We start from the raw sequence: 25001 nt of genomic DNA, 5'->3' as shown, positions 1-25001 counted from the left end.
GGGGGGGGGCTTGTGGGCTATACATCATAACAAATACGTTGCAAAATATTCGTATATTCGGTACTATTGAATGCGAATCTCAATAAAAGAGATCGTGCTTTTGAGAGCTGAGCAGAAGTTTGATATGTACTTCCGTAGTTCAATCAGCGTTTGCTTACTGCACAAAGCTCTTCACTAATAAATTCATAAAGACTTGTTCAGAGAGAATTGATATTAAGGAGATATCATAATGGCTAGTTCAAATTCCAGAAGGCACGCACGCAAGGTAACATTAGACGCTGCAGTAAGTAACGCAATTTCTAAGGCTGTAAAGGCGCGCAAAGTGGCGGCATTTACGGTTGGTGCTGCAGGCGTGTTGGCTGGTGCGGCATTTGCTTTTGGAGCAACTCCGGCGATGGCGGCGGAGAGTGGTGCTTTGACTAGTCCGGCGCCAGCTCCTGTGACTGATATTAGTGATGCTGATATTGATGCTGTTGCTGATGCTCTTAGTGACGATGATAATAATAATGGCGCTGCAGATGGCGATTCTGCGGGTGATAAGGATAAGCAGTCTGTAGTAAATCCGGAAGATGATAAGTCTAAGAATCCTGCAACTACTGACGATAATAAAGATAAAGCGACTGCTGCAAAGAGGCGTACAAGGCGTGCGGCGGCAGAAGATCCGCAAATAGCTACTACTGGTCCGAATTATGGTGAAGATCGCGACGCCTCTACAACACCAGAGTCGAAGCCACAAGCTAACAGCACAATCGAACTTTCTGAAGATAAAAAAGACACGCTCCCTAATATGTATACGTGGGGATCGTCTAATAATACGTATATTGAAAGTGGACAAAGTAACACTGTTACTTTCAACTTTGCAAAGCCAACAGATGGATACAAAATCAGCAGTATTGCCATTTTCCCTGCTCAAAACAATAGTCTGACTACTGATAGAGGTAGAAAGGCTGCTGAATACTATTCTGGAAATCTGGGGCTGTATCAGCCTTATTCTGGCGAATATGCGTTTACCCCGAATACTGACGGCTCTGCAACGCTTAAAATGACACCTCTTTTTAGAGATGGCAATCTTAAGAGTGGAGAAAACTACGCTGCAAACCGTTGCATTTATGTGTACGGTAAAAAAGATAATGAAAGCGAAGTCTTGCTTTACAAGACGAATATTGCACGTGCAGCAACACTTATTCCGCCTAAAACAGCTGGCTCAATTGTGCTGAAGTATAACGAAGAACTTACTACACAACAAATTCAGAAGAATCTTAAGGCTGCTTTGGATGCTCCTACCGAAGCAACTGGTAATAAATCAATTCGTGATCAGATTACAGCTGCAAGTACATCTAAGGGTGTTGGTGGACACACTGGAGCAAACGGTGCATTTGTTCAGACGCCAGATACTGCTGAAAACAAGGTGGTTATTACCGACCAGCGTGCGTATGATCCTTCCCAGCTTATTAGAATTAACAGGGTAACGTCGCAGGCAGGCCAGCCAACAGCATATGTTGCTGGCGCTCAAACACTCAAAACCTACTTGGTCTCTGACCTCGGCTACACTTCCGAGGTACTTCCGCTTACCATTGCTCGCTACGATACTCGCATCCAAAAGCCGATTGTGGACGAGGTTGATATTAAACAACTCACAGACGACCAAAAGGCGGACATTATTAAGAAGCTTGCACAGCTTAATCATGTGCCACAAGACAAGGTGACCTTCAACGACAAGGGCGATGCTGTAATCAACTTCGACGGCGTGGATACTGCGGACGCTCCTAAGATTGCCCTCAGCGACCTGGTGTTGAAGAAGTTCAAGGACGGCGAGTACAAGGTTCCAAGCGATGCAGAGGATTCTAAGGTTAAGGCTGTAGTTGTCGCTAATCCTCTGGGTTATTCGAACGCAGAGTTGAAGCAAATCAAGAAAGCTATTTACGAAGCTAATAAAGATAATCAAGAACTTGGTTTAAGTGCAAAAGACTACGAGAATCAGATTACGCTTGATTGGATTACTGGTGATACAACTGCAAGTGGCGGTAATAACACGGGCATTTCCAACGGTATGAATGAAAATAAAATTACCGTTACTATCAGAACCGATAAAGCATACGCTCAGTTTAAGTCCGACGTTCAGAAGCATGAGCTTACGCGTTTGATTGATTTACGCAAGGATTACACGCTTAGCTGGGAAGATGGCAAGAACAAGATTAATGGGCGCGATACCGATGAAGGTCTTGCTTGGATGGAAGACGGCAAGACTCTGGTTTACCGTTACGATCCAGATAAAGGCGAACAAATCAATACGCAAGCTGTACTTGATTTGTTGAAGGCTACCGTAAAGTCTGATGTGAAGACTGATAACCCACAATTGCGAGATAATCTTCTTGGCTCTGAGATTACTACTGTTAAGCGAGAAGGTTTGAAAAGGGAGGCTACACGTAGCCACAGGTCTTACACTGTTGACGACAATGGAGAGCCGATTGGTGTTCTAAATCTTGTTAAGCTTAATGGCGGTGGTTATGGCGGCTTTGCAAAGCCTGTTGATAACTCCAACAAGAAGATGGGTGACGAGCAGTCAAGTGTAAATGATTATACGTTTGATGATGATAGCCAGAAAGTAAGTGTTGCTGGCAAGAAGGGCAAGTGCATGATTGGGCGCTTGTTCATTGAGCCTTATAGCTTGTATTACTACAACTACGTGTATGGTGAGAACAAGTATAATTTGCGCAATACTCCTAAGGGTATCAACGTAGTGTTTGTGCCGCAGACAAATCATAAGACGAAGGATCTTAAGGAGTCTGTTGGCAAGCATGCGGTAACACAGGATGAAAAGAAGACTCCAACCGATTCTGCGTATTACAACGCATCGGACGCTAAGAAGGCTGCGTATGACGATGCGTTAAAGGAAGCTAATGAGGCTTTGAAGCTTGCTGGTACAACAGAAGATTCCAAGCTGTCTGAAGAGCTTAAGGCTCGCATCGACAATGCGACGATTAATCTTAACAAGGCACGCGCCGAGCTTGATGGTCCTGACACCAGCAAGGACGGGCTTAACGCCTCGATTGATGCTAATGGTAAAGCTGCCGAAGGCGCTACTGCTGAAAAACCTGGCACTGTAACTACTGACAAGTATAAGAATGTTACTGAGCCTGACTTCAAGAAGGCTGATGGCAAAGCTGATGACGCTAAGAATAAGGCTGCTAAAGAAGCTAAGAAGGCTTATGATGAAGCACTTCAAGCTGCTGAGGCTGCAAGGGATGACGCCAACGCTACTCAAAAGGCTGTTGACGATGCTAAGGCTAAGCTTGACGCTGCGCGCGAAAAGCTTAATGATTTCACCACCAATAAGGATGAGCTGAATAATGCCATCGCCCAGAATGGCAAGGTGAACACGGGAGACACCTCTAAGCAAGGTGACGAAAAGCTCAAGACCGCCGACCCAACTTACCAGAATTCCTCCAAGGATGAGCGCGACGCATACGATGCTGCTGTTAAGAAGGCTGGTGAGGTAGTCGCCGATCCAAATGCTTCCCAGAAGGAAGTCAACGAGGCTATCAAGAAGCTTAAGGATGCTAAGGATGCGCTTGACAAGAACGCAACCGACAAGTCTCCTCTTGACGCCGCGGTTCAAAAGAGCTTCGATAATCCTGATCCAGACAATGCTAACGGCAAAAAGAGCGTGTTCTACACGAATGCGAAGAATAAGACTGGTGACACTGCTGCTCAGAAGGCCGTTAAGGATTACGATGATGCCTTGAAGAAGGCTAAGCAGGTTCTTGCGGACAAAAACGCCACCAAGAAAGACGTTGAGGATGCCAAGTCTGCACTTGAAAAAGCAGAGGAAGCACTTCATGCTGATAAGTATCAAACAAAGAAGACTGATCTTGCTAAAGCTCTTGCGGACAACTTCAGTGGTTATTTGATGCCAGCGTACTTCAACGCCTTTGATTTGTCACAAAGCAAAACTGCTGATGCTGCTAAAGTTAAAAAAGCTGCTGAAGACTTTAAGAAATATAACGATGCTTATCACGCTGCAAAAAAGTTGATGACGGAGCTTAATAAGCCGAACAGTACTATAACGCAGGATGAGGTTAATAAGGTCAAGAATCAGCTTGTCGAAGCCCGTAAGCTTATCGACACGTACGCAACGGATACTAGCAGGCTTTCGGCGGCTGCCTTTAATGATATTGCCATACAAAAGAGCCCTGCATACAAGAATGTATCCGCAGATGATGCGAGCGAAGAAGCAAAAGAAGCTAAAAAGAAGTATGACGCCGCAGTAGAGAAACTGCACAAGGCGCTTGCTAACAAGCTTCCAAAGGATAAGGCAAATGGTCAGGATATTCCTGATGGCAATACCCCGAAGGCAGATGGCGACCTTAATAATAAGGACTACCTGAAAGATATTCAGGCGCACAAGAACGGCGAGCCTCTGGATAGGGATGTTGACGCTATCCTTAAGGAAATGAACGCCGCAGCTGCTGAGTTGAACAAGTTTGCAACTAAGACTGACGCTCTGCTTAAGTCTGTTAACGAGGACGCGGCCACGCATCAAAACCCTGCATTTAAGAACGCGTCGCGTCCTGACTATAAGAATGAAAGTGGCCAAGCTGATACTGATAAGAACGGTAAAGCTTCTAAGGCTGTAGATGATTATGGTAAAGCTCTCAACGAAGCTAAGGATTTGTTGAAGGATCCAACGGCTACACAGGCAAAGGTGGATGCTGCTAAGAAGAAGCTTGACGAAGCTCGCAAGGCTCTCGACGCCTACAACACTGATACCACCAAGCTCAAGGATAGCGTTGATAAGAACGGTAAAGACGCAGAGGGTGCAAATCCTGCCGTCGAGGGCACAAAGGATTCCGACGCATACCGCAACGCCTCTGATCCTCATTTCTTAACTGCTGATGGCAAGCCTGATGACACCAGGAACAATGCTGCCAAGCAGGCTAAGGCCGATTACGACAAGGCGTTGGCAAAAGCTCAGGAGCTTTTGAAGAAGCATGACGATAAAGATACGCCACAAGACGCAAAGCCAACGCAAAAAGAAATCAACGATGCGCTTAAGGCTCTCGATGATGCTCGTACTGAGATTGAAAAGTACAAGACTGATACCACTGCTTTGAACACAGAAGCTGAGAAGTCTCAGGCAGATACTGAAGGCTCAGTTGCAACGGGTAAGTTCGAGGACACTCCAGAGTTCAAGAATGCTAAAGCTAAGACAAGCGATGGTAACGAAAACGTAGATGTTACTGCTTACAAGAAGGCTCTTGCAACTGCTCGCAAGTTAGTAAGTGATGCAAAGGATACAAGCAAGAAGAACAGCGAACGTCCGTCGCAGCAGCAGATTAACGATGCGCTTGATGCCTTGAAGCAAGCTAAGAAGCAAATTGCTGATAACTACAAGACCAATCTTGAGCCGTTGACTTCTGCCAAAGACTTTGCAGATGATGGTTTTAAGAAGACTCCTGAGTATCAAAATGCTGTTGCTAAGAAGACTGCTGGTGACCAAGGTGCTACAAAGGACTTAGGTGAAGCAGATAAGGGCTTTGACAATGTCCTTGCAAAGGTTGCCGCTAAGCTCAATGATAATGATTGGAAGCAAAAGGCAACCCAAAAAGAAGTAAACGCGCTGCTTAAACAGCTCCAAGACGCTCAAGACAATATTGCTAAGAAGTACAAGACTGATGCAACTCCGCTTTCTAATGAAGTTGGCGATAAGGATCAAGACGGCAAGCCGGTTGTTCCTCCATTCGAGGCGTCGGTGGCGTACAAGAACGCGCTTGAAAAAGCGAACGCCGAATCTAAAGAGGATGCTGAGAAGGATACTTCTGCTACTAAGAAGCTAAAAGCTTACAACGAGAAGCTCAAGGCTGCGCAGGATCTTATTAACAAGGTTAATAATCCTGATCCAAATGCTAAGCCAGAAGATCGTCCAACGCAAGCGAAGGTAGATGAGGCTCTTGATGCTTTGAAGAAAGCTAAGCAGGATATCGACAACACCTTCAAGACCAAGGTTGACGACTTGCAAAAGGAAGTTGACGATAAGGATAATACTGGCACAGCTAAGGTTCCTGACATTGAGAACACAACCGAGTTTGCAAACCTCAAAGCAAAGGTTGATGGAGATAAGAAGCCTGATGACCTTGTAGCGTATGAGCAGGCTTTAGCAAAAGCTAAGGAACTCATCGACAAGAATGATGGCAAGGTTACGAAGGATGGTAAAGAAGTTGACGTTCCAAAGGATCAGCTCCCATCCCAAAAGGAAGTTGACGAGGCTCTTAAGAATCTGAAGGAAATTAAGGATAAGATTACTAAGAACTACGTCACCAGTCCGCATGACTTGCAAGAAGAAGTTGATAAGTCTAAGGACGGCGATACTGATACCAGCACCGACGTGTTCGAGAACACTCCTGCGTTCAAGAACGCGACTGCTAAGGGTGATGACGCTGCTAAGCAAGCTCTTGACGACTATAACAAGAAACTCAAGGCCGCTAAGGACCTTCTCGCTGCTTTTGACCCTAAAACTGGTAAACCAGTAACGACTCTTCCAACAGGCATGACTCAGGCTCCAACCCAGAAAGAGCTCGACGACGCTCTAAAGGCTCTCCAGGACGCTAAGAAGAAGCTTACGGACGAGTATTCGACCAATAAGTCTGATTTGAGCACTGAAGCCGGTAAGGATTCTGCCTTCACCAAGTCTCCTGAGTACGTAAACGCTCAAGCTAAGGGTGACGATGCTTCTAAGCAGGCTCTTGACGAGTATAAGAAGGCGCTTGATGAGGCGAATTCCGTGCTTGGCAATGAGAATGCAACTCAGACCGAGGTTGACGCTGCTTTGAGGAAACTCGAGGATGCGAAGAAGAAGCTTACGGACGGTTATGGGACTGATTCTTCTAAGCTTAAGTCTGAAGCGGATGCTGATGGTGACTTCACCAAGTCTCCTGAGTATCTAAACGCTCAATCTAAGGGTGACGATGCTTCTGAGCAAGATCTTGAAGCCTACAAGAAGGCTCTCGAGGATGCGAATAAGGTTCTTGGCGATGCTAATGCAACGCAGGCTCAAGTTGATGAGGCTTTGAAGAAGCTCCAGGACGCTAAGAAGAAGCTTACGGATTCTCACAAGACCGATAAGGCTGCCTTGCAAACTGAGTCCGATGCTGATGGTGATTTCACCAAGACTCCTGAGTATCAGAATGCCGTTGGTTCTCCTGAGGCTGAAGCTTATAAGAAGGCTCTCGACGAAGCTAATTCTGTGCTTAAGGATCCTCAAGCAACGCAGGCTCAAGTTGATGCCGCTTTGAAGAAGCTTCAGGATGCTAAGCGTGTGATTAACGATGAGTATGCTACGCAGAAGCAAGCGCTTAAGGATGAGGTTGCGAAGTCGAAGGATGATTCTGATTCTGAGTCCGATGGCCAGGGTTCTGGCGATTCCAAGTTTGAGGATTCGCTTGCTTATAAGAATGCTGCTGGCACTCCGGAGCTTGATGAGTATAAGCGTGCGCTTGAAAATGCCCGCCGAGTGTTGGCAGACCCTCACGCAACTCGTTCTGCAGTGTTGGCTGCGTTGAGTCAACTTAAGGAAATTAAGCGTATTATTATCGAGAAGTATTCGGTAGATAAGTCTGCTTTGCGTTCTGCGGTTGACTCTGATCCGTGGTTCCGTAAGTCTACTGCGTATATTGTTGCTGAGTCTCGAGATGTTGATTCGTACAAGCAAGCGTTTGAGGAAGCTAAGCGCGTGTTGGATGCTGTGAATACGAATCAGGCCCAGATTGATGATGCGTTGCAGAGTCTTGAGGAAGCTAAGCGCGTGATTATCGACAAGTTTAACGCTTTGGGCAATGGAGGTTCTGGTACTGGTTTTGGTACCGGCACTGGCTATGGTCATCTTGGCGATCAGAACCCGCTTATAGTTCAAAGCGCTGATAAGTCTGGTTTGCAGCAGATTATTGAGGATGCGTTGCGCGTTGTTTCTCAGCATAGTGAGGCGTACAAGCGCCTTGCTGGTAGCGTTGAGGTTAAACGTTACGATGATGCTCTTGCTAATGCTCAGAATGTGGTAGCTGATGCTAACGCTTCTCGTGACATGGTTAATACTGCCGGTGCTGAGTTGCGTGACGCCAGCGGTGTGCTGCTTCGTCGCATAGAGATGTACGAAGGCAAAGGTAATCGCGGTGGAAAGATTGCGAATACCGGTGCAGGTGTTTCATTGTTTGCATGGGCATCTGCTATTTTTGCCGGCTTAGGTTTTGCTGGTGTGTCTCGCCGTCGCAAGCACTCCGACAAATAACCTCGCACATAGTTAAGTAAAATCCCTCGCAAATTTATCTCAAGGTGAATTTGCGGGGGATTTTTCGCGCGCTACGCTCTGAGCGCGAAAGCAGGTCGTCGCGCAAATGCCGGAGATTTTCCCGCAAATGTTCCAAAAAACAGCCAAAGCAGCTACAAATGCCGGAGATTTTCCCGCAAATGTTCCAGAAGCTTTGTATCAATGCTCTGCAGACGCTGAGTACTGTTGCATAGTGGACACTAGCATTCGCGCTGCTGCACACGTGGAGTATTATTGCCTAGAAGCCACTAGCATTAGTGCTGCTGCACACACTGCACCAGACACTCCTATCTACGCACCCCACCGAAGCTTAGTTGCGTGACTTTAGTTGCACTTAGTAAACCACGCAATTTCGTAACTTTTTTGCACGAGTCTATGAGTTTTGTGTTAAAGATTATTAGCTCAGAGTCTAAAGAAATTTCGAGCAGAGTGCTAAAAGAGGACTGAGGAAGCAACGTTACATAGAGAACGAAGCAGACATAAAAGCCTTTAACAATCAGAGCGACGAAGGACGGGACGCACGATGCTGAAATTTCTTTAGACTCATCAAAGCAACAATCTAAAACATCAACCAAAACTCATAGACGATACTCAAGAATCTCACAAAACAAAATAGCAAATAAACTTGCGAACAAATAAATCCACAGGCTGAACCTACGCAACTTATTCTTGTACACCACCGCAATGTAAAGTTGCGGTATGGAAAGTGCGAACAAGACAGATAGTACAACTGCTGAAAATAGCTTTAACGAAACCAGCGAAATCAATTCCGCACTAAATTCCGCAACTAATTCCGCACTAAATTCCGCAACAAACTCCGCATCCACCCCTGCACTCACCTCACGAACCCTTATTAAAGCAGGTTTTGCTCGCCCAGACGCTGCTCGCAAAGCAATAGCAGATATCTGTGAAGATTGTGATAAAAAATTTATTAATCCGCAACTTATTCTTGAATGTGTCACTCGTGCGGAAGATCCGGACGCTGCGGTTCTTGCGCTGAGAGATATTGCTCAGGCTCAGCCCCAACTTATTGAAAAAATTGCGTCAATATCGACTAGTTCAATTACGCGGCCGCTCGCTTATCTTATGCAGGTTCTTGGTGCTTCTAACGCCATGGCAATGCTTATGCGCACGCATCCTCATCTTGTAGAAGCTGCCTCTTACGACCCTGATCACTTGTTCTCTATGACTTTAGATGAGCGGCGGGCGGATTTGTTTGCTGCGATTCAGGCTTATAGTGCAACGGTAGTTTTGCCTGAAAAAAGTTCAGTAGATAATTCCTCAGCTTCTTCAGCTTCGTCCGATTCTTCCTCATCTTCTAAAAGCGACGATTTTTGCACTATTCCTATTACCTCCTTAGGCTTTGCGCAAGCCGTTTCTGCGTTGCGTGCCCGCTATCGTGAGCAGGTGGCTGCGATTATGGCGGCGGATTTAGCCAGTGCGGACCCAATGGAAGTGCAACCGGACATAAGCCGTAAACTTTCTGACGCGGCCGATGCCGCTTTGGAGGCCGCTTTAGCAATTGCGCGCGGTCAAGTGACTGGTTCTTCGGCGTGCCGATTCGCAATTATCGCCATGGGAAAGCTTGGTGCGCAAGAAATCAATTATGTTTCCGATATTGATTTGATTTACGTAGTAGAGCCAACTGACGTACAGCAGCAAGATGCAGCTTTGCGCATTGGTGCGTCTATAGCGATGGTGTTGCAAAAAGTGTGTCAGTCGGTGGTTGCTGGTTCCGTGGAGCCTCCACTATGGCAGATTGATACTGCGCTTCGTCCGGAAGGTAAGGATGGTCCGCTAGTTCGACGCTTAGCATCTCACCGCGAGTATTACGAAAAGTGGGCGAGTAGTTGGGAATTTCAGGCGCTTTTGAAATCGCGTCCCGCTGCGGGTGATATGGCACTTGGAAAAGATTACCGAGATATGGTGGAGCCGCTTATTTGGAAGGCTTCTGGACGCGAGCATTTTGTGGCTGACTGCCAGCACATGCGTCAGCGAGTAGAATCTTTGATTCCGGCTTCTCAGCGCGATTTAGATATGAAACTTGGTAAGGGCGGCTTGCGTGACGTTGAGTTTACTGTGCAAATGCTGCAGCTTGTGCACGGGAGTGAGGATGCTTCGCTTCGCGTGCGCGATACGATTTCCGCACTGCAGGCGTTGGCTCAGGGCGGCTACGTTTCCAGATCGCAGGCGGTAATTTTGGCAGAACACTACCGTTTTGAGCGTGTGCTTGAGCATCGTCAGCAAATGTGGAGCATGCACCGCACGCATTTGTTCCCAGATTTGGGTGCGCAAGGTAACGGAGGCTTGGATCGCGCGCGCACAATTTCTACCGAGCAGCTTAACGATAATGATCAGATTCGTCGTCTTGCGCGTGCTGTGAGACTTCGCCCGGAGGAGTTGGTTGAGCGTTTTGATAAAGCTCGTCGCGAAATTAGACACTTGCACAAGGATATTTACTACCGTCCTATGCTTCCGATTAACGCTCAAACGGATGCGGATCCTATTGTGCTTTCGCCGGAGGCTGCTCGCGCGCGCTTTGCGTCTATTGGTTTTGCGGATGCTCGCGCAGCTCAGTTGCATGTTGAAGCGCTCACGGAAGGACTTTCCCGGGCTGCTAAAATTCACCGCATTTTGCTACCGGCAGTGTTGAAGTGGCTTGGTGATGGCCAGAATCCAGATATGGGTTTGCTCGCTTGGCGCCGTCTTGCCGAACGTTTTGGCGGTAAGAACACGTATCTTGGTTTTTTGCGCGATTCTCCTTCTGCAGCCCAGCGTTTGTGCCACGTTTTGGCTGACTCGCGCTACTTGGGTGAGGCAATGATGCAGTCAATGCAGTCGATTACCTGGCTTGGTGACGACGAAGCGTTGGCTGCGCGAGATAGAGCCAGTCTTGACATGCAAACTAGTGCGATGGTTGCGCGTTACGCCAGTAATATTGCGGATTTTGCGCAGTCTTTGCGCGCGCTTCGCCGGCAGGAAATTGAGCGCGTGGCTTTATCTTGGATGTGTGGGCTTATTGACGACGATACGTCTATGCGCGCTATGAGTGACGTTTTTGACGCTGTTTTGGACGCGGCTTTGCAATGGTCGATGCGCGAGTCTGCTTTGTCTATGAATCTCAATGCTCCTGAAGCTGAAATTGCGATTATTGCGCTCGGCCGCTACGGGGGTAGGGAAGTAAACTTCTGTTCGGACGCAGACATGATGGTTGTTTATAAGCCGATTCGTGAAGATTGTGATGTAAACGTGGCGCACCATTTTGCGCAAACAACTGTAGATATTTTGCGCAATATTTTGCAGGGTTCGCTTACTCTTGAGCCAAAAATTATGGTTGATTTGGATTTGCGTCCGGAAGGTAAAGATGGTCCGCTTGTGCGCTCGCTAGAATCTTGCGAAAAGTATTATCGAAATTGGGCGAGTACTTGGGAGCATCAAGCGTTACTTCGTGCGCGTTTTGCTGCAGGTTCCAAAGAATTGGCAGATGCGTTGCTTAACGGCGTTGTGAACGATTTGCGTTACGCTGTAAATCCGCTTAGTGAGTCGCAGATTGCTGAAATTCGTAAGTTAAAGGCGCGTATGGAAGCAGAACGTTTGCCTCGAGGGGTAAGCAGAGACAGGCATTTAAAGCTTGGTCGCGGCGGTTTAAGCGACGTTGAGTGGACTGTTCAGCTTCTTCAATTGCAGTGCGCTGGCCAGCGTGAGTCGTTGCGTGTGGTTGGTACGATGCAAGCGTTGAAAGCGTTGCAATCTGAGCGTTTAATAAGTGAGGAAGATGCGCAAGTTTTGGAACGCTGCTGGCATATGTGTTCGGCTGTGCGCAACGCGAACTTTTTGTGGTCTGGTTCAATGTCTCGCGCAGACATTATTCCAACTGACTCGTATTCGCTTGGCGGTATTGCAACTTACCTTGGTTACGAGCCGAACCAGGGCCGCGTTTTTGAAAACGATCTTCTGGCAATTATGCGTCAGTGTCGCGAAATAATGTCTCGCCTTTTCTACGGTCGCTAATCATTTCATCTTTAGTCACTTTATATTTATTGTTGCATTCTTTGTTGTAGGTTATAATTAGAAGACGGGAGGTGATTTTTAATGAAAAATGCGGTATTAAGTAATGATGTAAAAGAAAGAGCTGACTCCTCAGTTTTTTATGCTGATGTTTCTGCAACTATAAAACAAGCAGTTAGTAGTGAGAATTTAGAAGAAAATGATGAATTATTATCTACTGATTTTGCTGCCAAACTTATGCATAGTTATAAGCAATCAGTTTCTGGTTTAGTGCGCCCGTATGCGGATGTTTTTGCTGAGTTAGAAAAGGGCTTGTAATGAGTTCCTTTGATATTCTTATTACTCAAGATGCAGAAAATGATTTAAAAAATATAAGAGACTATATTGCATCTAATATTTCTAAGAAAACTTCTGTAAGAATTATTCATCTTATTAAATCTAGTATTAAAAGACTTTCTCTTTTCCCTCAATTTGCACCTGTAGTCAAGTATGAGCCTTGGAATTCACTTGGCGTGCGTCGTATAGTTGTAAAGAATTTTCTTGTTTATTACAGAGTTGTTTTAGAAGAAAATACAGTTTATATTTTGAAGGTTACTTATGGTAAACGTAATCAACAAACTGTATTGGAACAAATAGATTTATTGGATTGAGTGCTTATTAAATGTTGCATAATAAGTTATAGCTGTTCGCCACTCCGTATATAGATTCGTCAACGCTAATCAGTAATATTGCGTAGGTCGCGTACAATCGCGGCCGTCTTGCCAACTGACGAAAGGTAAGCGGTATTTATTATGACGAACGCAATGAACGCTTCTAATTCTTCTATTACTTCTAATATTCCTGTTTCTTCCCCTCAAGTTTTTTCTCGTGACGAAATTGCTCAATCGTTAGCCGGCAAAAGCGTGGTAACGTTAGACGATATTTCAACAGCTCAAATACGAATGCTTTTAGACAAAGCGCGATACATCGATTCGCACCGTAAAGAAGTGGCCCACACTTGCGATGGCAGAGTGTTGGCCACTCTTTTTTATGAGCCGAGCACGCGCACACGTTTAAGTTTTGAAACCGCAATGCTGCGTTTGGGCGGCAAAGTAATCGGTTTTGCAGGTGCGCAACTTTCCAGCGCAAGTAAAGGCGAAACAGTAAACGATACTTTGAAAGTCGTTTCAAATTATGTTGACGTAGTAGCTATGCGTCATCCGAAGGAAGGCGCCGCTTTCGTTGCAACGCAAGCAGTTAGCACGCCTATTATTAACGCGGGCGACGGCGGCCACATGCATCCTACGCAAACTCTTGCAGATTTGGCGACGATTCTTGCGCGATTTGGTCGCTTGAACAATCTTACCGTCGGCTTGTGCGGCGACTTAACGTACGGTCGTACAGTTCATTCGCTTATTGAAACGTTGTGCCGCTTTGGAAACGTTCATTTTGTGCTAATTAGCCCGGATGAGCTTAAAACTCCGCAGTACGTAATCGACCGCATTAGCGACACTCCTTCTTGCACTTACGAAGAAACTCGCGATTTGATGGAAGTAATCGGCAAATTGGACGTGCTTTACATGACTCGCGTGCAAGAAGAGCGTTTTACGGATCGTGAGCAATACTTGCGTTTGCGTGACACATACATTTTGACGGAAGAAAAATTGCAGAAAGCAAAGTCGTATATGCCAGTGCTGCATCCACTTCCTCGAATTAACGAAATCGCTGTTGATGTTGACGACGACCCGCGTGCCGCATACTTTGAGCAGGTTAAAAATGGCATGCTTATGCGCATGGCTTTGGAAAGTTCCGTTCTTGGTGACGAACTTTGCGGATACGAGCCAACTGATTTTGTGAACGTTCCAGAAGACGAGCTGCAAGCAGTTGACGCTCACGGAATTTCCTTAGCGGATCCTCGCGTACACGTAACCGACGAAAGTGCGCCTGAAAATCTTAGCTGCCCAAATCCTCGCTGCATAACCAACAGCGAACTGACGTTGCAGCGTAAATTCTATAAGGCTGAATCCGACAGGCATGAATATCGTTGCATGTATTGTGACGAAGAAGCGCGTGCCTAACCTTGCAGGTGCAGTAAAATTATTACAGTAATCAAGTAATAATAAAAATTTAATAACTACAATTTAATAACTACAATTTACGCAAAACTAGGAGTGATATGAACGAAGCACGCACTTTAACTTTGCGCAATATCTCCGTGTGGGATACTGGCGAGCGAATCGATCTTATTGTGGACGGCGTTCGCCAAGATGCTCTTATTGAGCAGAATGCACGCGTTACTGGTGATATTGATGCAAGCGATTGGATTGTTGCTCCTGGTTTTGCGGATCCGCACGTGCATTTTAGAGACCCGGGTCAAACGGCAAAAGAAACCATGCAAACAGGAAGCGAGGCTGCTGCTGCCGGCGGTTATACGCAAGTGTTGATTATGCCGAATACTGTTCCTGCGGTAGATGGCGAACCTTGGGAGGATGCTCCGTTCGACGTAGAAAACGTAATCGACTATTTACAGCGTTACGGCTGCATTTATGGCGTAAAATTACCGGTCCGCTACGATGTGAGCGTGTGTGCATCTTTGGGACGTAAAGGATTAGCCCCAAGCAATATTGAACTGTGGAAAAAGTATGTTGCTGGAATCGAGGACGACGAAAAAACGTCCCCAATGAAAAAGCATCCAATTACCGCCATAAGCGACGACGGATCTGCGGTACCGGAACCAATTTTGCGCGATGTGCTAGCTATGGCGAAAGAAACTGGTTTGCCGTTCGTTGAACATTGCGAGCATCACGATACTGGAGCTGTGAATGAGGGCCCGGTTGCAAAAATGCTCGGGGTTGGCGGAATTCCAGCTTCAACCGAGCTTGCAATCGTTCAGCGAGATATTGATGCTTCCCGCGAAACGGGAGTACACGTGCACTTCCAGCATGTGAGCACGGCCGCAGCTTTTGAGGCGATTCGTAAAGCGAAAAAAGCGAGCTTGCCAATTACTTGCGAAACGGCTCCTCACTACTTGGCTTTGTGTGATGAGGATGTGCTGAAGTACGGTGCAATGGCAAAAATGAATCCGCCGCTTCGTTCTAAAGCGGATCGTCAGGCGACGCTTGCCGCTATTGCAGATGGCACAATCGACATGATCGCAACAGATCACGCGCCTCACACTGCGGAAGAAAAGTCGGGAGATTTTGCAAAAACTCCTAACGGAATTATTGGTCTCGAGTGCGCTTATGGCGTGTGCCACAAAGTGTTGGTTGATGCGGGATACACGGACGATAAGCACTTAATTGAATTGATGTCAGTAAATCCGATGCAATTAATGAGCAGAAGACCTACGGATATTGCGGCTTTGCTGAACGTTTCTTCGCGCTGCGCAAATAAGCGTACGTTGCGTTTAAGCATTACTGAGCATCCTGAAAACGTTGATTTAGTGCTGATTAATATGCGTGAGCGGTGGACGGTTGACGCAAATTCCTTCCATTCTAAAGCGCGGAACACGCCATTTGACGGCTGGCAGCTTACGGGCAGGCCAGTGGCGACGATTATTGGTTCGGAAATTGCGTTCTCGAGAATGTGATTGTAGTGGAAGTTTGTTTGGTAGAAAATTATGGACGAATTAATTGAAGCGATTGCAGCAAAGCAGAATCCTAGCGTTGTGGGATTAGATCCTAAGCCTGGGATTGTGCCTGCGGAAATTATTAACGGTCTTGCAGATGAAGTTTTGCAAGAAGTAGACGGTGAAGATGCGCTGCCAACTCTTTTAGCTACGGCTTATTTTGAGTTTAATCGCGCGATTATTGACGCGGTTGCAGATATTGTGCCTGCTGTAAAGCCACAAATCGCAATGTATGAAGCTTTAGGATCTGCCGGCTTAGACACATACGCAATGACTTGCGAATACGCAAAATCGCAAGGATTACTTGTAATTGGAGACGCTAAGCGCGGAGATATTGGTTCTACAGCAAGCCAGTACGCGGCTCATTTAAGCGGTTTTGCTAATCTTTCCGCATATTTTGACGACGAAACCACTAATGGTAACGCATTGTCTCAATCTCTTAAAAATCTTCTAAAAAGCTCTAATAATCTGGACGTTTGGCACGAAGATTCGCTTACTGTCAACCCGTATATGGGTTCGGACGGTGTAAAGCCTTTTATTGACGAAGCGGTTGCGCACGATAAAAGTATTTTTGTGCTGCTTCGCACGTCAAATCCGTCTAGTAAGGAGCTTCAGGAGCTTATTTTGCAAGACGGTAGGCCAGTTTACGAGCACATGGCAGATTTGATTGAAGGTTGGGGTGCGTCAAGCGTTGGCAAGCGCGGCTACTCCAGGGTAGGAGCTGTTGTTGGCGCCACGCATCCGGAAGAAGGCAAGCGTTTGCGAGAGTTGATGCCGCACACTTTCTTCCTGGTCCCAGGCTACGGCGCTCAAGGTGGCACCGCCGGCGATGTTGCTGGAATGTTTGACGTGAATGGTGATGGTGCTATTGTGAACTCTTCTCGCGGAATTATTGGAGCGTGGCGTAAGTCGGAAGATTACGCTAACAATCAAGGCAAACTTCAACTTGAAGATGTGCTTGAGATTGTGCGCGAATCTGCGGCTGAATCGGCGCGAAATATGCGCGACGATTTGCGCCAGGCCGTCTATCGCTAAACAGGCCGTGTATAGATAAAAATGTATAACTAAAAAGTAAAACTGAACACAACTAAAATTAAAACCAAAACGCAACGGTACAACACATACAAGGGCAGGGGAAACCACATGAGTGATGGCATGTTTATTCCAACGCGAAAAGCTTCGGGAAACGCCATAATTACGTTACGTGACAACGCTTTCGATTCTTATGGGTCGTGTGCGTCGAACGAAAGTGACGATGCGAAATACTCGCGTCTTTGGGGGCGCAGGGCTGTAGAAGTGCTTAATAACGAAAAGCTTGACGAAGGCGTGTACCGTTTAACTTTGCGAGATTCTGAGATTGCTCATCATGCTAAACCTGCGCAATTCGTGAATTTATATTCGCCAGACGCAACTGCCATGCTTCCTCGTCCTTTTGGCGTGGCAAGCGTCGAGGGGGATACGTTTACGCTGATTTTTGCTGTGATTGGTAAAGGTACCGCTGAGTTTGCGGAACTTAAGCCGGGGGACACTGTGGATGCGCTTGGACCTTTGGGATTGGGCTTTACTATTGATCAGCCTGCGCATTATGTGTTGGTTAGCGGCGGTTTGGGTGTGCCGCCTATTATGTGCGCGGCTCAGGCTTTGAGTGAGCGTAAGGATTCTAGCGTAACGGCAGTGCTTGGCTACCGTAGCAAGCGTTTTGCAGACGACTTAATGAAAGAATATATTTCAGACGTACACAGTATTACGAACGCTGAAGGTACTGTTATTACGCTTCTTGACGAGCTTGAAAGAGTTAAGCATTTTAATTTTGACGACGATTTGCCAACGGTTATTTTGTCTTGTGGGCCTTTGCCTATGATGAAAGCTGTGGCTCATTGGGCGCATGAGCGTGGCGTGCAATGTCAGCTGAGCCTTGAGGCGCGTATGGGATGCGGTTATGGAACTTGTGTTGCTTGCGTGGTTGACACTTTGGAAGGCAGACTGAAAGTTTGCAATGACGGTCCTGTTTTTGATGCGAATCGTTTGGGTTGGGAGTAAAAAATATGAGTGCTGTAAATAATTCTGTAAATAATTCTGTAAATAACGCAAATTCTGCGACAATTTCCGCAACAAATTCCGCAACAAATTCCGCTGAAACTTTCGGTTTCGATACAAGTCACGTATGGAAGCACCCAACTCAAGTTGCGGGCGTTAAGTGGAAAAACATGGTTGGTACTGCTTCCGGAACTTTCCAGCTCGCAGCCTGCCGTCGCTTTTATGACGTGAGTCAGCTCGGCGCAATCTGCACAAAAGGCGTGTCTCCAGTACCGTGGGAGGGTAATCCTTCTCCGCGTACGGCTGAATCGCCTTCCGGAATGGTAAACGCAGTAGGTTTGCAAAATCCGGGCGTCGACCACTATTTAGTAGACGAGTTGCCAAAACTTAAGTCCATGGGAGCGCTTGTTATTACTAATGTTGCAGGCCACAGTGACGACGATTATGCGCAAGTTGTGGAAAAGCTTGCGGATTCTGCGGCCGACATGCTTGAAATTAACGTAAGCTGCCCGAACGTAACTCACGGCGGAATGAGCGTTGGCACGGATCCGGTGGCATTACATCGTTTAATTACGCGTCTTCGCGCAATGACTGATAAGCCAATGATCGTAAAAATGACGCCAAATGTGACGGATATTGTGTCGATTTGCAAAGCTGCTGTTGACGCTGGCGCGGACGCTTTAAGCATGATTAACACGCTGGTTGGTTTGCGAATTGATATTCGAACCGGCGAGCCGATTATTGCAAACCGTACGGGCGGCGTTTCAGGTCCTGCTATTTTCCCGATTGGTCTTGGCTTCGTGTGGCGAGTTCGTCAAGCTATGCCGGATATTCCGATTATTGGCATTGGTGGTATTGATTCCGGCGAAAAAGCTTTGGAATATTTGTATGCTGGAGCGAATGCTGTAGAAGTTGGTGCTGCCGCTTTGGTGGACCCTACTGCTCCGATTCGAATTGCGCGCGAGCTTGACGATTTGCTTGATTCGCGTCCGAAACTTGCGTCTTTGCTTGCTGAAGGCAAAACTTGGCGCTGAAATTAACTTGGCGCTGAAATTAAGAAAGTAATCGTATTTAGAAAGTATTTAAAAAATATTTTAAGAAAGAGAGCTAATTATGGCAGAATTAGACGAGCGTTTTACTAAGTTTTTGCTCGATTCAGGTGCGCTTAAATTTGGTGACTTTACGCTGAAATCTGGCCGCAAATCGCCTTATTTTATTAATGCGGGCGCTTTTGACGACGGCATGAAAATCGCAAATCTAGGTGCTTACTACGCTCAGCGCGTAATGGCAGCAATCGAAGAAGGCAAACTTCCGCAAAATATCGATACTGTTTTCGGCCCTGCTTATAAGGGTATTCCGCTGGCAGTTTCTACGGCAATGGCTTTGACGAATAATCACAATATGCCAGTCGGCTTTACTTTCGACCGCAAAGAGCGCAAAGATCACGGCGACGGCGGAATTATGGTTGGAAAGCCGCTAAAAGACGGTATGAAAGTGCTACTTGTTGACGACGTTATGACTGCTGGAACTGCAGTGCGTGAAACTTTGCCGAAGCTTAAAGCGGAAGCAAATGTGGAAGTTGTTGGCTTGATTTTGGCAGTAGATAGAATGGAGCGCACAAAAGACAGCGAGCTTTCAGCAGTAAAAGCAGTCGAGCAAGAATTTGGATTCCCAGTTTTGCCGATTGCAAACGTGCGCGAAATTTTTGCAGCAGCACAAAAACTCACTAATAGTGACGGAACTGCTGTTATGGACGAGAACTTAGCTTCGCGCGCTGCAGATTACCTGCGTACATACGGTGCGTAAACGTCCTCTACAATTTCGGAACCAAACGGCCATAGCGCAAGTTTTGCCATTTTGAAAGCTTGTATGCCAAATGGTATGCCAACAATTGTGCAGCAGCAAATAAATCCCGAAATTACGTAGCCCAAGGCAAGCATTGGCCCAATTAAAAGAACAATCCACAGCAAGTTCCAAATTGTGCTAACGCCGCCTCTATTGATAACACGCTTTCCAAACGGTGTTAGCGTGAGGCTTGCCATTTTGAAAGCTTGGATGCCAAATGGTATGCCAACAATGCTTACGCAAAGTAACAATCCTATAAAAAACCAGCTTGCGGCAAGGAGAAGACCACCAAATAACAGCCACACAATATTCCCAAAAAGTCTCATACTATGAGTATATAATCTCGCTGATATTGGTGCATGAGTGCATAAGTTGATGCTGTGTGGCATAATAAGCAAGGTTTATTTCTTAAGCTGCGTAAATTGCAGCTATATTAGCGAAAGAAACGGGTAACTCGTGGCACAGACTACCAATGATATTAAGAATGGATCGGTTTTGAACCTTGACGGTCAGCTTTGGACCGTCGTTAAGTTCCAGCATGTGAAGCCAGGCAAGGGTCCTGCTTTCGTGCGCACCACCATTAAGAACGTGCTCTCGGGCAAGATTGTCGACAAGACTTTTAACGCCGGCATGAAGATGGAGTTCGAGACCGTTGATAACCGCACGTTGCAGTATTCCTACGAAGATGGCGACAACTTCGTCTTCATGGATATGACCACTTACGATCAGGTTTATATTCCTAAGGTTTTGGTTGGCGACCAGAGCAAGTATTTGCTTGAAGGCACCGATTGCATCGTAAGCTTCCATGACGGCACTCCTTTGAGCGTTGAGCTTCCAGCTTCCGTAATTTTGACTATTACGCATACTGAGCCAGGCTTGCAGGGCAACCGTGCTAATGCTGGTACTAAGCCTGCAACTGTGGAAACCGGTGCTGAGATTCAGGTTCCACTCTTCGTGGGTGAAGGCGAAAAGGTGAAGGTCGACACTCGTGACGGCTCTTACCTTGGTCGTGAAAACTAAAGAAGTAGTTATCTAATTAAATTAACTATTTATTCCTAAATAATTTTTATAGTGTGACCCGGTGGCGATTATTCGTCGCTGGGTCGCGCGATTTTATGCTAAATTTATTGTAATTTTTAATACTTTGTGCAGAAGGGCGTTATTATGGCACGTTCCACCGCTCGTAAAAGGGCTTTGAATACGCTGTATGAGGCGGATGAAAAGAATCAGAATATTCTTTCTTTGCTTGAGGAGCGCGTTAAAGAGCCTGGTGCTCAAACGCCGCTTCCAGAATACGCTATTGAGATTGTTCGAGGCGTTGGTGAGCGACGCAATAGAATTGACAAGACTTTGAACCGTTATTCGACCGGCTGGAAAGTCGGAAGAATGGCTGTTATTGACCGCAATATTTTGCGTATTGCAGTTTGGGAAATTCTGCTTAACGAGGAAATTCCAGACAAGGTTGCAATCGATGAAGCAATTGCGTTGGCCAAAGTGTATAGCGACGATGAAGCTATTGCGTTTATTCACGGCTTGCTAAGCGCTATTGTGGCAGACAAAGACGCGTGCTTAGCAAAGTTTAACGGCGAATCCTCTCCGGAAGACGCTGCTACGGAAGACGCTGCTGCAGAAGACGCTGGCGACGCGGCTACTGACGCTGTTGCCGACGACGCTGTTGCTGACGACGCTGCTGCTGCCGATGCTGTTGCTGAGCAATAAGCTTTGCAGTTGTGCTATGCAGCTATTACGCTAAACCAAGCCCTCCAAATGTGAGATAGTTTTCTCGCGTTTGGAGCGCTTCGGCAGGTCGTCAGCGCAAATCCCGGAGAAAAAACTCCGGCAAATGTTCCAAAAAACGGCCAATCCAGCAACATTTTCCGGAGAAAAAACTCCGGAGAATGTTCCAAAAATTCACTGAAACAGCAACATTTTCCGGAGAAAAATCTCCCGCAAATGTTCCACAAAAGCGATAATTCCTTTACAGCGTTGTACAGAAAATAACGAAATCTCGCCAAAAAGTGACAGTGACTTTACAAGCATGTAAAGAAAAAATCAGAATCTTGCGGAAAAGCGATTAAAACTTTACAGCTGTGCTATGCTTCCGTCGATTTCTGTTGATTAGGTAACACTAGCATTAATGCTCTGCAGACGCCATGCCAAACCAATTCACCATTCAAACACAAAACCCGGCGTGGTTATAATACTTCAAATGAGGAGTATTCGTGTGGTGAGATTTGAGATTTTTCGCACTGAACGAAGGACGCTCGCGCAGCGCTTTGACCGAACTTGAAATCAATGGGATTTCAAGCTCCTTCAAAGCGTGATTTGGCTCAATTGTGAAGCACGGTGTGCTTCACATGCCAAATCAGCCAAACGGCTACCAATAGCCGTGAGGAATAAGCTCGCTACTGAGCTTGCGTTGAAAGCACACCGTGCTTTCAACTTGAGCAAGCTCACGCTCCGAGTTGCTTTCGCGCGCGCAATGCTGCGCGAAAGCAGGTCGTCGCGCAAAACTCGCGCCACATTAAACAAGAGACCATTGCGTGGAACGCGTGTGATGTTTATGTCTAAATCGCAATTATGCAGAATCGCGAGATTAAAACTCGGAATTACCAAAAACAAAAAGACTCAGCAATAAGCAATAACCACCGCCGGCGCGGCGCGTCGTCCGTCCGCCAACCTGAGTAAACTTGCCACGAATATCCTAAAGCCATAAGGGGGTCAAGGTGGATTATTGCAACACCTTCGCCGGATTCGGCAGTGATGATGCATTATTGGTATTGGAGGATGGTCAGGTTTACGTTGGTAAGCCTTTTGGTGCGCAAGGTTCTACGCGCGCTGAGATTGTGTTCTCCACGGGCATGACTGGTTATCAAGAAACATTAACTGATCCAAGTTATGATCAACAAATCGTAGTTCAAACATTCCCACACATAGGTAATACGGGAATGAATCACGAAGATCCAGAATCCGCTCGTATTTGGGTTGCAGGCTACGTGGTTAAGGAGCCAAGCCCAATAGTTAGCAATTGGCGAGCTGAAGGTTCCTTGGAAGACGATTTACAAAAGCAAGGTATCGTTGGCATTAGTGGTATTGATACTCGAAAGCTGGTACGTCATTTACGCTCGGTAGGCGTTATGCGTGCCGGCATTTTTTCTAATAAGGCCCTGGTTGATTCGTCAACCGGGGCTTTTCGTACCGTCGCTTCTTTCGTTGACGAAATTAAGCAGACTCCGCAAATGCAGGGCTTGCGTTTAACGGATGAAGTCAGTACTCAAGAAACGTACACGGTTGAGCCTTGCGGTGATTTTGAAGGCAAAGATCCGCTTTACACGGTTGTAGCAGTCGACTTTGGTATTAAATCCATGACGCCTCACCGTTTGGCAGAGCGCGGCTGCCGCGTGCACGTCGTAAGCTCCTCAATAAGCTTTGAATCTCTGCAAGCACTTAACGCTGACGGCGTATTCTTCTCAAACGGACCGGGAGATCCTGGCCAGGCCAATCGTGAAGTCGAACTTTTGCGCAAAGTTTTGGACGCAGGCTACCCATTCTTTGGAATCTGTTTCGGAAATCAGTTACTTGGCCGCGCTCTCGGCTTTGGCACTTACAAACTAAAGTTTGGTCACCGCGGTATTAATCAGCCTGTAAAAGACGTTACAACCGGCAAAGTGGAAGTTACGGCTCACAATCACGGCTTCGCAGTGGACGCTCCTCTCGAAGGCCCTGTTCAATCTCCTTACGAAAGCGGACACTTTGGTCGCGTAATGGTATCGCATATCGACTTGAACGACAACGTTGTAGAAGGTTTGCAATGCCTTGATATTCCAGCGTTTTCAGTGCAGTATCATCCGGAAGCTGCAGCAGGTCCGCACGACGCTTCCTACCTATTCGACCGCTTCGTGGAATTAATGCGCGAAAATCCTCGAAAAAGCAAGTAATACTCGAAAAAGCAAGTAAGATTTTAAGATTCACGGAAAGAGAAGTTTACTATGCCAAAACGTACTGATATTAAGTCGGTTATGGTAATTGGTTCCGGTCCTATTGTTATTGGTCAGGCTGCAGAATTTGATTATTCGGGAACGCAGGCTTGCCGAGTTCTTCGCGAAGAAGGTATTCGCGTAATCTTAGTCAACTCTAACCCGGCTACGATTATGACGGATCCGGAGCTTGCTGACGCAACTTATATTGAGCCAATCGACACCTCGATTTTGGAGCGCATTATTGCTAAGGAGCGTCCGGATGCGTTGCTTCCAACGCTTGGCGGACAAACTGCACTTAATGCGGCAATGGATTTGGGTCGCGCGGGAATCCTGGAAAAGTATAACGTTGAGCTTATTGGCGCTTCTTTGGAAGCAATCGACCGCGGCGAAGATCGCGAGCTTTTCAAAAAAGTCGTTGAAAAAGCTGGAGCTGAATCGGCAAAATCCTTTATTGCTCACTCAATTGAAGAAGTAGACAAAATTGTTGAAACTTTAGGATACCCGGTAGTAGTACGTCCAAGCTTTACTATGGGCGGCTTGGGTTCTGGTATTGCACACAACGAGGAGGAACTTCACCGCATTGCGGGGGCTGGTATTCACTATTCTCCAACAAACGAAGTGCTTATTGAAGAAGGCATTGAAGGCTGGAAAGAGTTTGAGCTTGAGCTTATGCGCGACGCAAAAGATAACGTCGTAGTTGTTTGCCCAATCGAAAACGTGGATCCTGTAGGCGTGCATACGGGCGACTCAATTACCGTAGCTCCTTGCTTTACGCTTACCGACCGTGAGTATCAGAAGATGCGCGATATTGGTATTGCGATTATTCGAGGCGTCGGCGTCGATACGGGTGGTTGCAATATTCAGTTCGCAATCAACCCTCAAACCGGACGCATCATCGTCATCGAAATGAATCCGCGCGTGTCTCGTTCTTCCGCGCTCGCATCCAAAGCAACCGGCTTCCCAATTGCAAAAATCGCAACGAAACTTGCTCTCGGCTACACTTTGGACGAAATTCAAAACGATATTACTCGCTCAACTCCTGCAAGCTTCGAGCCAACAATCGACTACGTGGTAACGAAGATTCCACGTTTCGCTTTCGAAAAGTTCCCGGGAGCAGACACCACGCTCACAACTTCCATGAAGTCGGTTGGTGAAGCAATGGCTTTGGCTGGAAACTTCCAGGAATCTCTTGGAAAAGCAATGC

At 46.6% G+C, this 25001-nt stretch carries 15 protein-coding genes; 14 read left to right on the top strand and 1 reads right to left on the bottom strand.

The features are described 5' to 3' along the window. Positions 1 to 229: 229 nt before the first annotated feature. The 10 genes from AXE77_RS06610 (at position 230) to pyrE (ending at position 19778) form a co-directional block, all read left to right on the top strand. On the top strand, positions 230 to 8281 hold the full coding sequence (locus AXE77_RS06610; RefSeq protein ID WP_165846027.1) for an FIVAR domain-containing protein: 8052 nt from the start codon (positions 230 to 232) through the stop codon (positions 8279 to 8281). 738 nt (positions 8282 to 9019) lie between these two features. Next, complete coding sequence (locus tag AXE77_RS01860) at positions 9020 to 12331, top strand: bifunctional [glutamine synthetase] adenylyltransferase/[glutamine synthetase]-adenylyl-L-tyrosine phosphorylase (protein WP_116711860.1); 3312 nt, start codon at positions 9020 to 9022, stop codon at positions 12329 to 12331. An 81-nt stretch (positions 12332 to 12412) separates the two neighbouring features. Further along, the gene (locus AXE77_RS01855; RefSeq protein ID WP_116711859.1) at positions 12413 to 12646 is read left to right on the top strand and encodes a hypothetical protein; all 234 of its coding nucleotides are present in this window, start codon (positions 12413 to 12415) and stop codon (positions 12644 to 12646) included. Beyond that, complete coding sequence (locus AXE77_RS01850; protein ID WP_116711858.1) at positions 12646 to 12978, top strand: type II toxin-antitoxin system RelE/ParE family toxin; 333 nt, start codon at positions 12646 to 12648, stop codon at positions 12976 to 12978. The genes AXE77_RS01855 and AXE77_RS01850 overlap by 1 nt, the downstream gene beginning before the upstream one ends. Before the next feature lie 141 nt (positions 12979 to 13119). Beyond that, entirely contained in the window at positions 13120 to 14385 is a 1266-nt protein-coding gene (pyrB, locus tag AXE77_RS01845) for an aspartate carbamoyltransferase (RefSeq protein ID WP_165846026.1), read from the top strand. A gap of 98 nt (positions 14386 to 14483) precedes the next feature. Further along, the gene (locus AXE77_RS01840) at positions 14484 to 15896 is read left to right on the top strand and encodes a dihydroorotase (RefSeq protein ID WP_116711857.1); all 1413 of its coding nucleotides are present in this window, start codon (positions 14484 to 14486) and stop codon (positions 15894 to 15896) included. A gap of 30 nt (positions 15897 to 15926) precedes the next feature. After that, complete coding sequence (pyrF, locus tag AXE77_RS01835) at positions 15927 to 16970, top strand: orotidine-5'-phosphate decarboxylase (RefSeq protein ID WP_116711856.1); 1044 nt, start codon at positions 15927 to 15929, stop codon at positions 16968 to 16970. A gap of 108 nt (positions 16971 to 17078) precedes the next feature. Further along, positions 17079 to 17975 (top strand): dihydroorotate dehydrogenase electron transfer subunit, encoded by an 897-nt coding sequence (locus AXE77_RS01830; RefSeq protein ID WP_116711855.1) that lies wholly within the window; start codon positions 17079 to 17081, stop codon positions 17973 to 17975. A gap of 5 nt (positions 17976 to 17980) precedes the next feature. After that, the gene (locus AXE77_RS01825; protein ID WP_205727507.1) at positions 17981 to 19006 is read left to right on the top strand and encodes a dihydroorotate dehydrogenase; all 1026 of its coding nucleotides are present in this window, start codon (positions 17981 to 17983) and stop codon (positions 19004 to 19006) included. Between the two features lie 79 nt (positions 19007 to 19085). Next, a complete protein-coding gene (gene pyrE, locus AXE77_RS01820) occupies positions 19086 to 19778 on the top strand; it encodes an orotate phosphoribosyltransferase (RefSeq protein WP_116711854.1) in 693 nt (230 codons plus the stop codon). On the opposite strand, the gene AXE77_RS01815 is transcribed toward pyrE, so the two are convergent. Beyond that, on the bottom strand, positions 19754 to 20143 hold the full coding sequence (locus AXE77_RS01815; RefSeq protein ID WP_116711853.1) for a YccF domain-containing protein: 390 nt from the start codon (positions 20141 to 20143) through the stop codon (positions 19754 to 19756). The genes pyrE and AXE77_RS01815 overlap by 25 nt on opposite strands. Before the next feature lie 130 nt (positions 20144 to 20273). Between AXE77_RS01815 and efp the strand changes: the two genes are divergently transcribed. The 4 genes from efp to carB form a co-directional block, all read left to right on the top strand. Next, positions 20274 to 20837 (top strand): elongation factor P, encoded by a 564-nt coding sequence (gene efp, locus AXE77_RS01810; protein ID WP_116711852.1) that lies wholly within the window; start codon positions 20274 to 20276, stop codon positions 20835 to 20837. A 144-nt stretch (positions 20838 to 20981) separates the two neighbouring features. Next, positions 20982 to 21536 (top strand): transcription antitermination factor NusB, encoded by a 555-nt coding sequence (gene nusB / locus AXE77_RS01805; RefSeq protein ID WP_116711851.1) that lies wholly within the window; start codon positions 20982 to 20984, stop codon positions 21534 to 21536. A 1007-nt stretch (positions 21537 to 22543) separates the two neighbouring features. Beyond that, positions 22544 to 23755 carry a glutamine-hydrolyzing carbamoyl-phosphate synthase small subunit gene (gene carA / locus AXE77_RS01795; protein WP_116711849.1) on the top strand — a complete coding sequence of 404 codons (1212 nt, stop codon included), beginning with the start codon at positions 22544 to 22546 and terminating at the stop codon, positions 23753 to 23755. 51 nt (positions 23756 to 23806) lie between these two features. After that, on the top strand, positions 23807 to 25001 hold a 1195-nt coding region (carB, locus tag AXE77_RS01790), incomplete at its 3' end, for a carbamoyl-phosphate synthase large subunit (RefSeq protein ID WP_116711848.1).

This window comes from Gardnerella massiliensis, assembly GCF_003408845.1.
Taxonomy (GTDB): domain Bacteria; phylum Actinomycetota; class Actinomycetes; order Actinomycetales; family Bifidobacteriaceae; genus Bifidobacterium; species Bifidobacterium vaginale_H.
The sequence above is the reverse complement of the archived record's forward strand: the minus strand, read 5'-3'. Positions and strand labels throughout refer to the sequence as shown.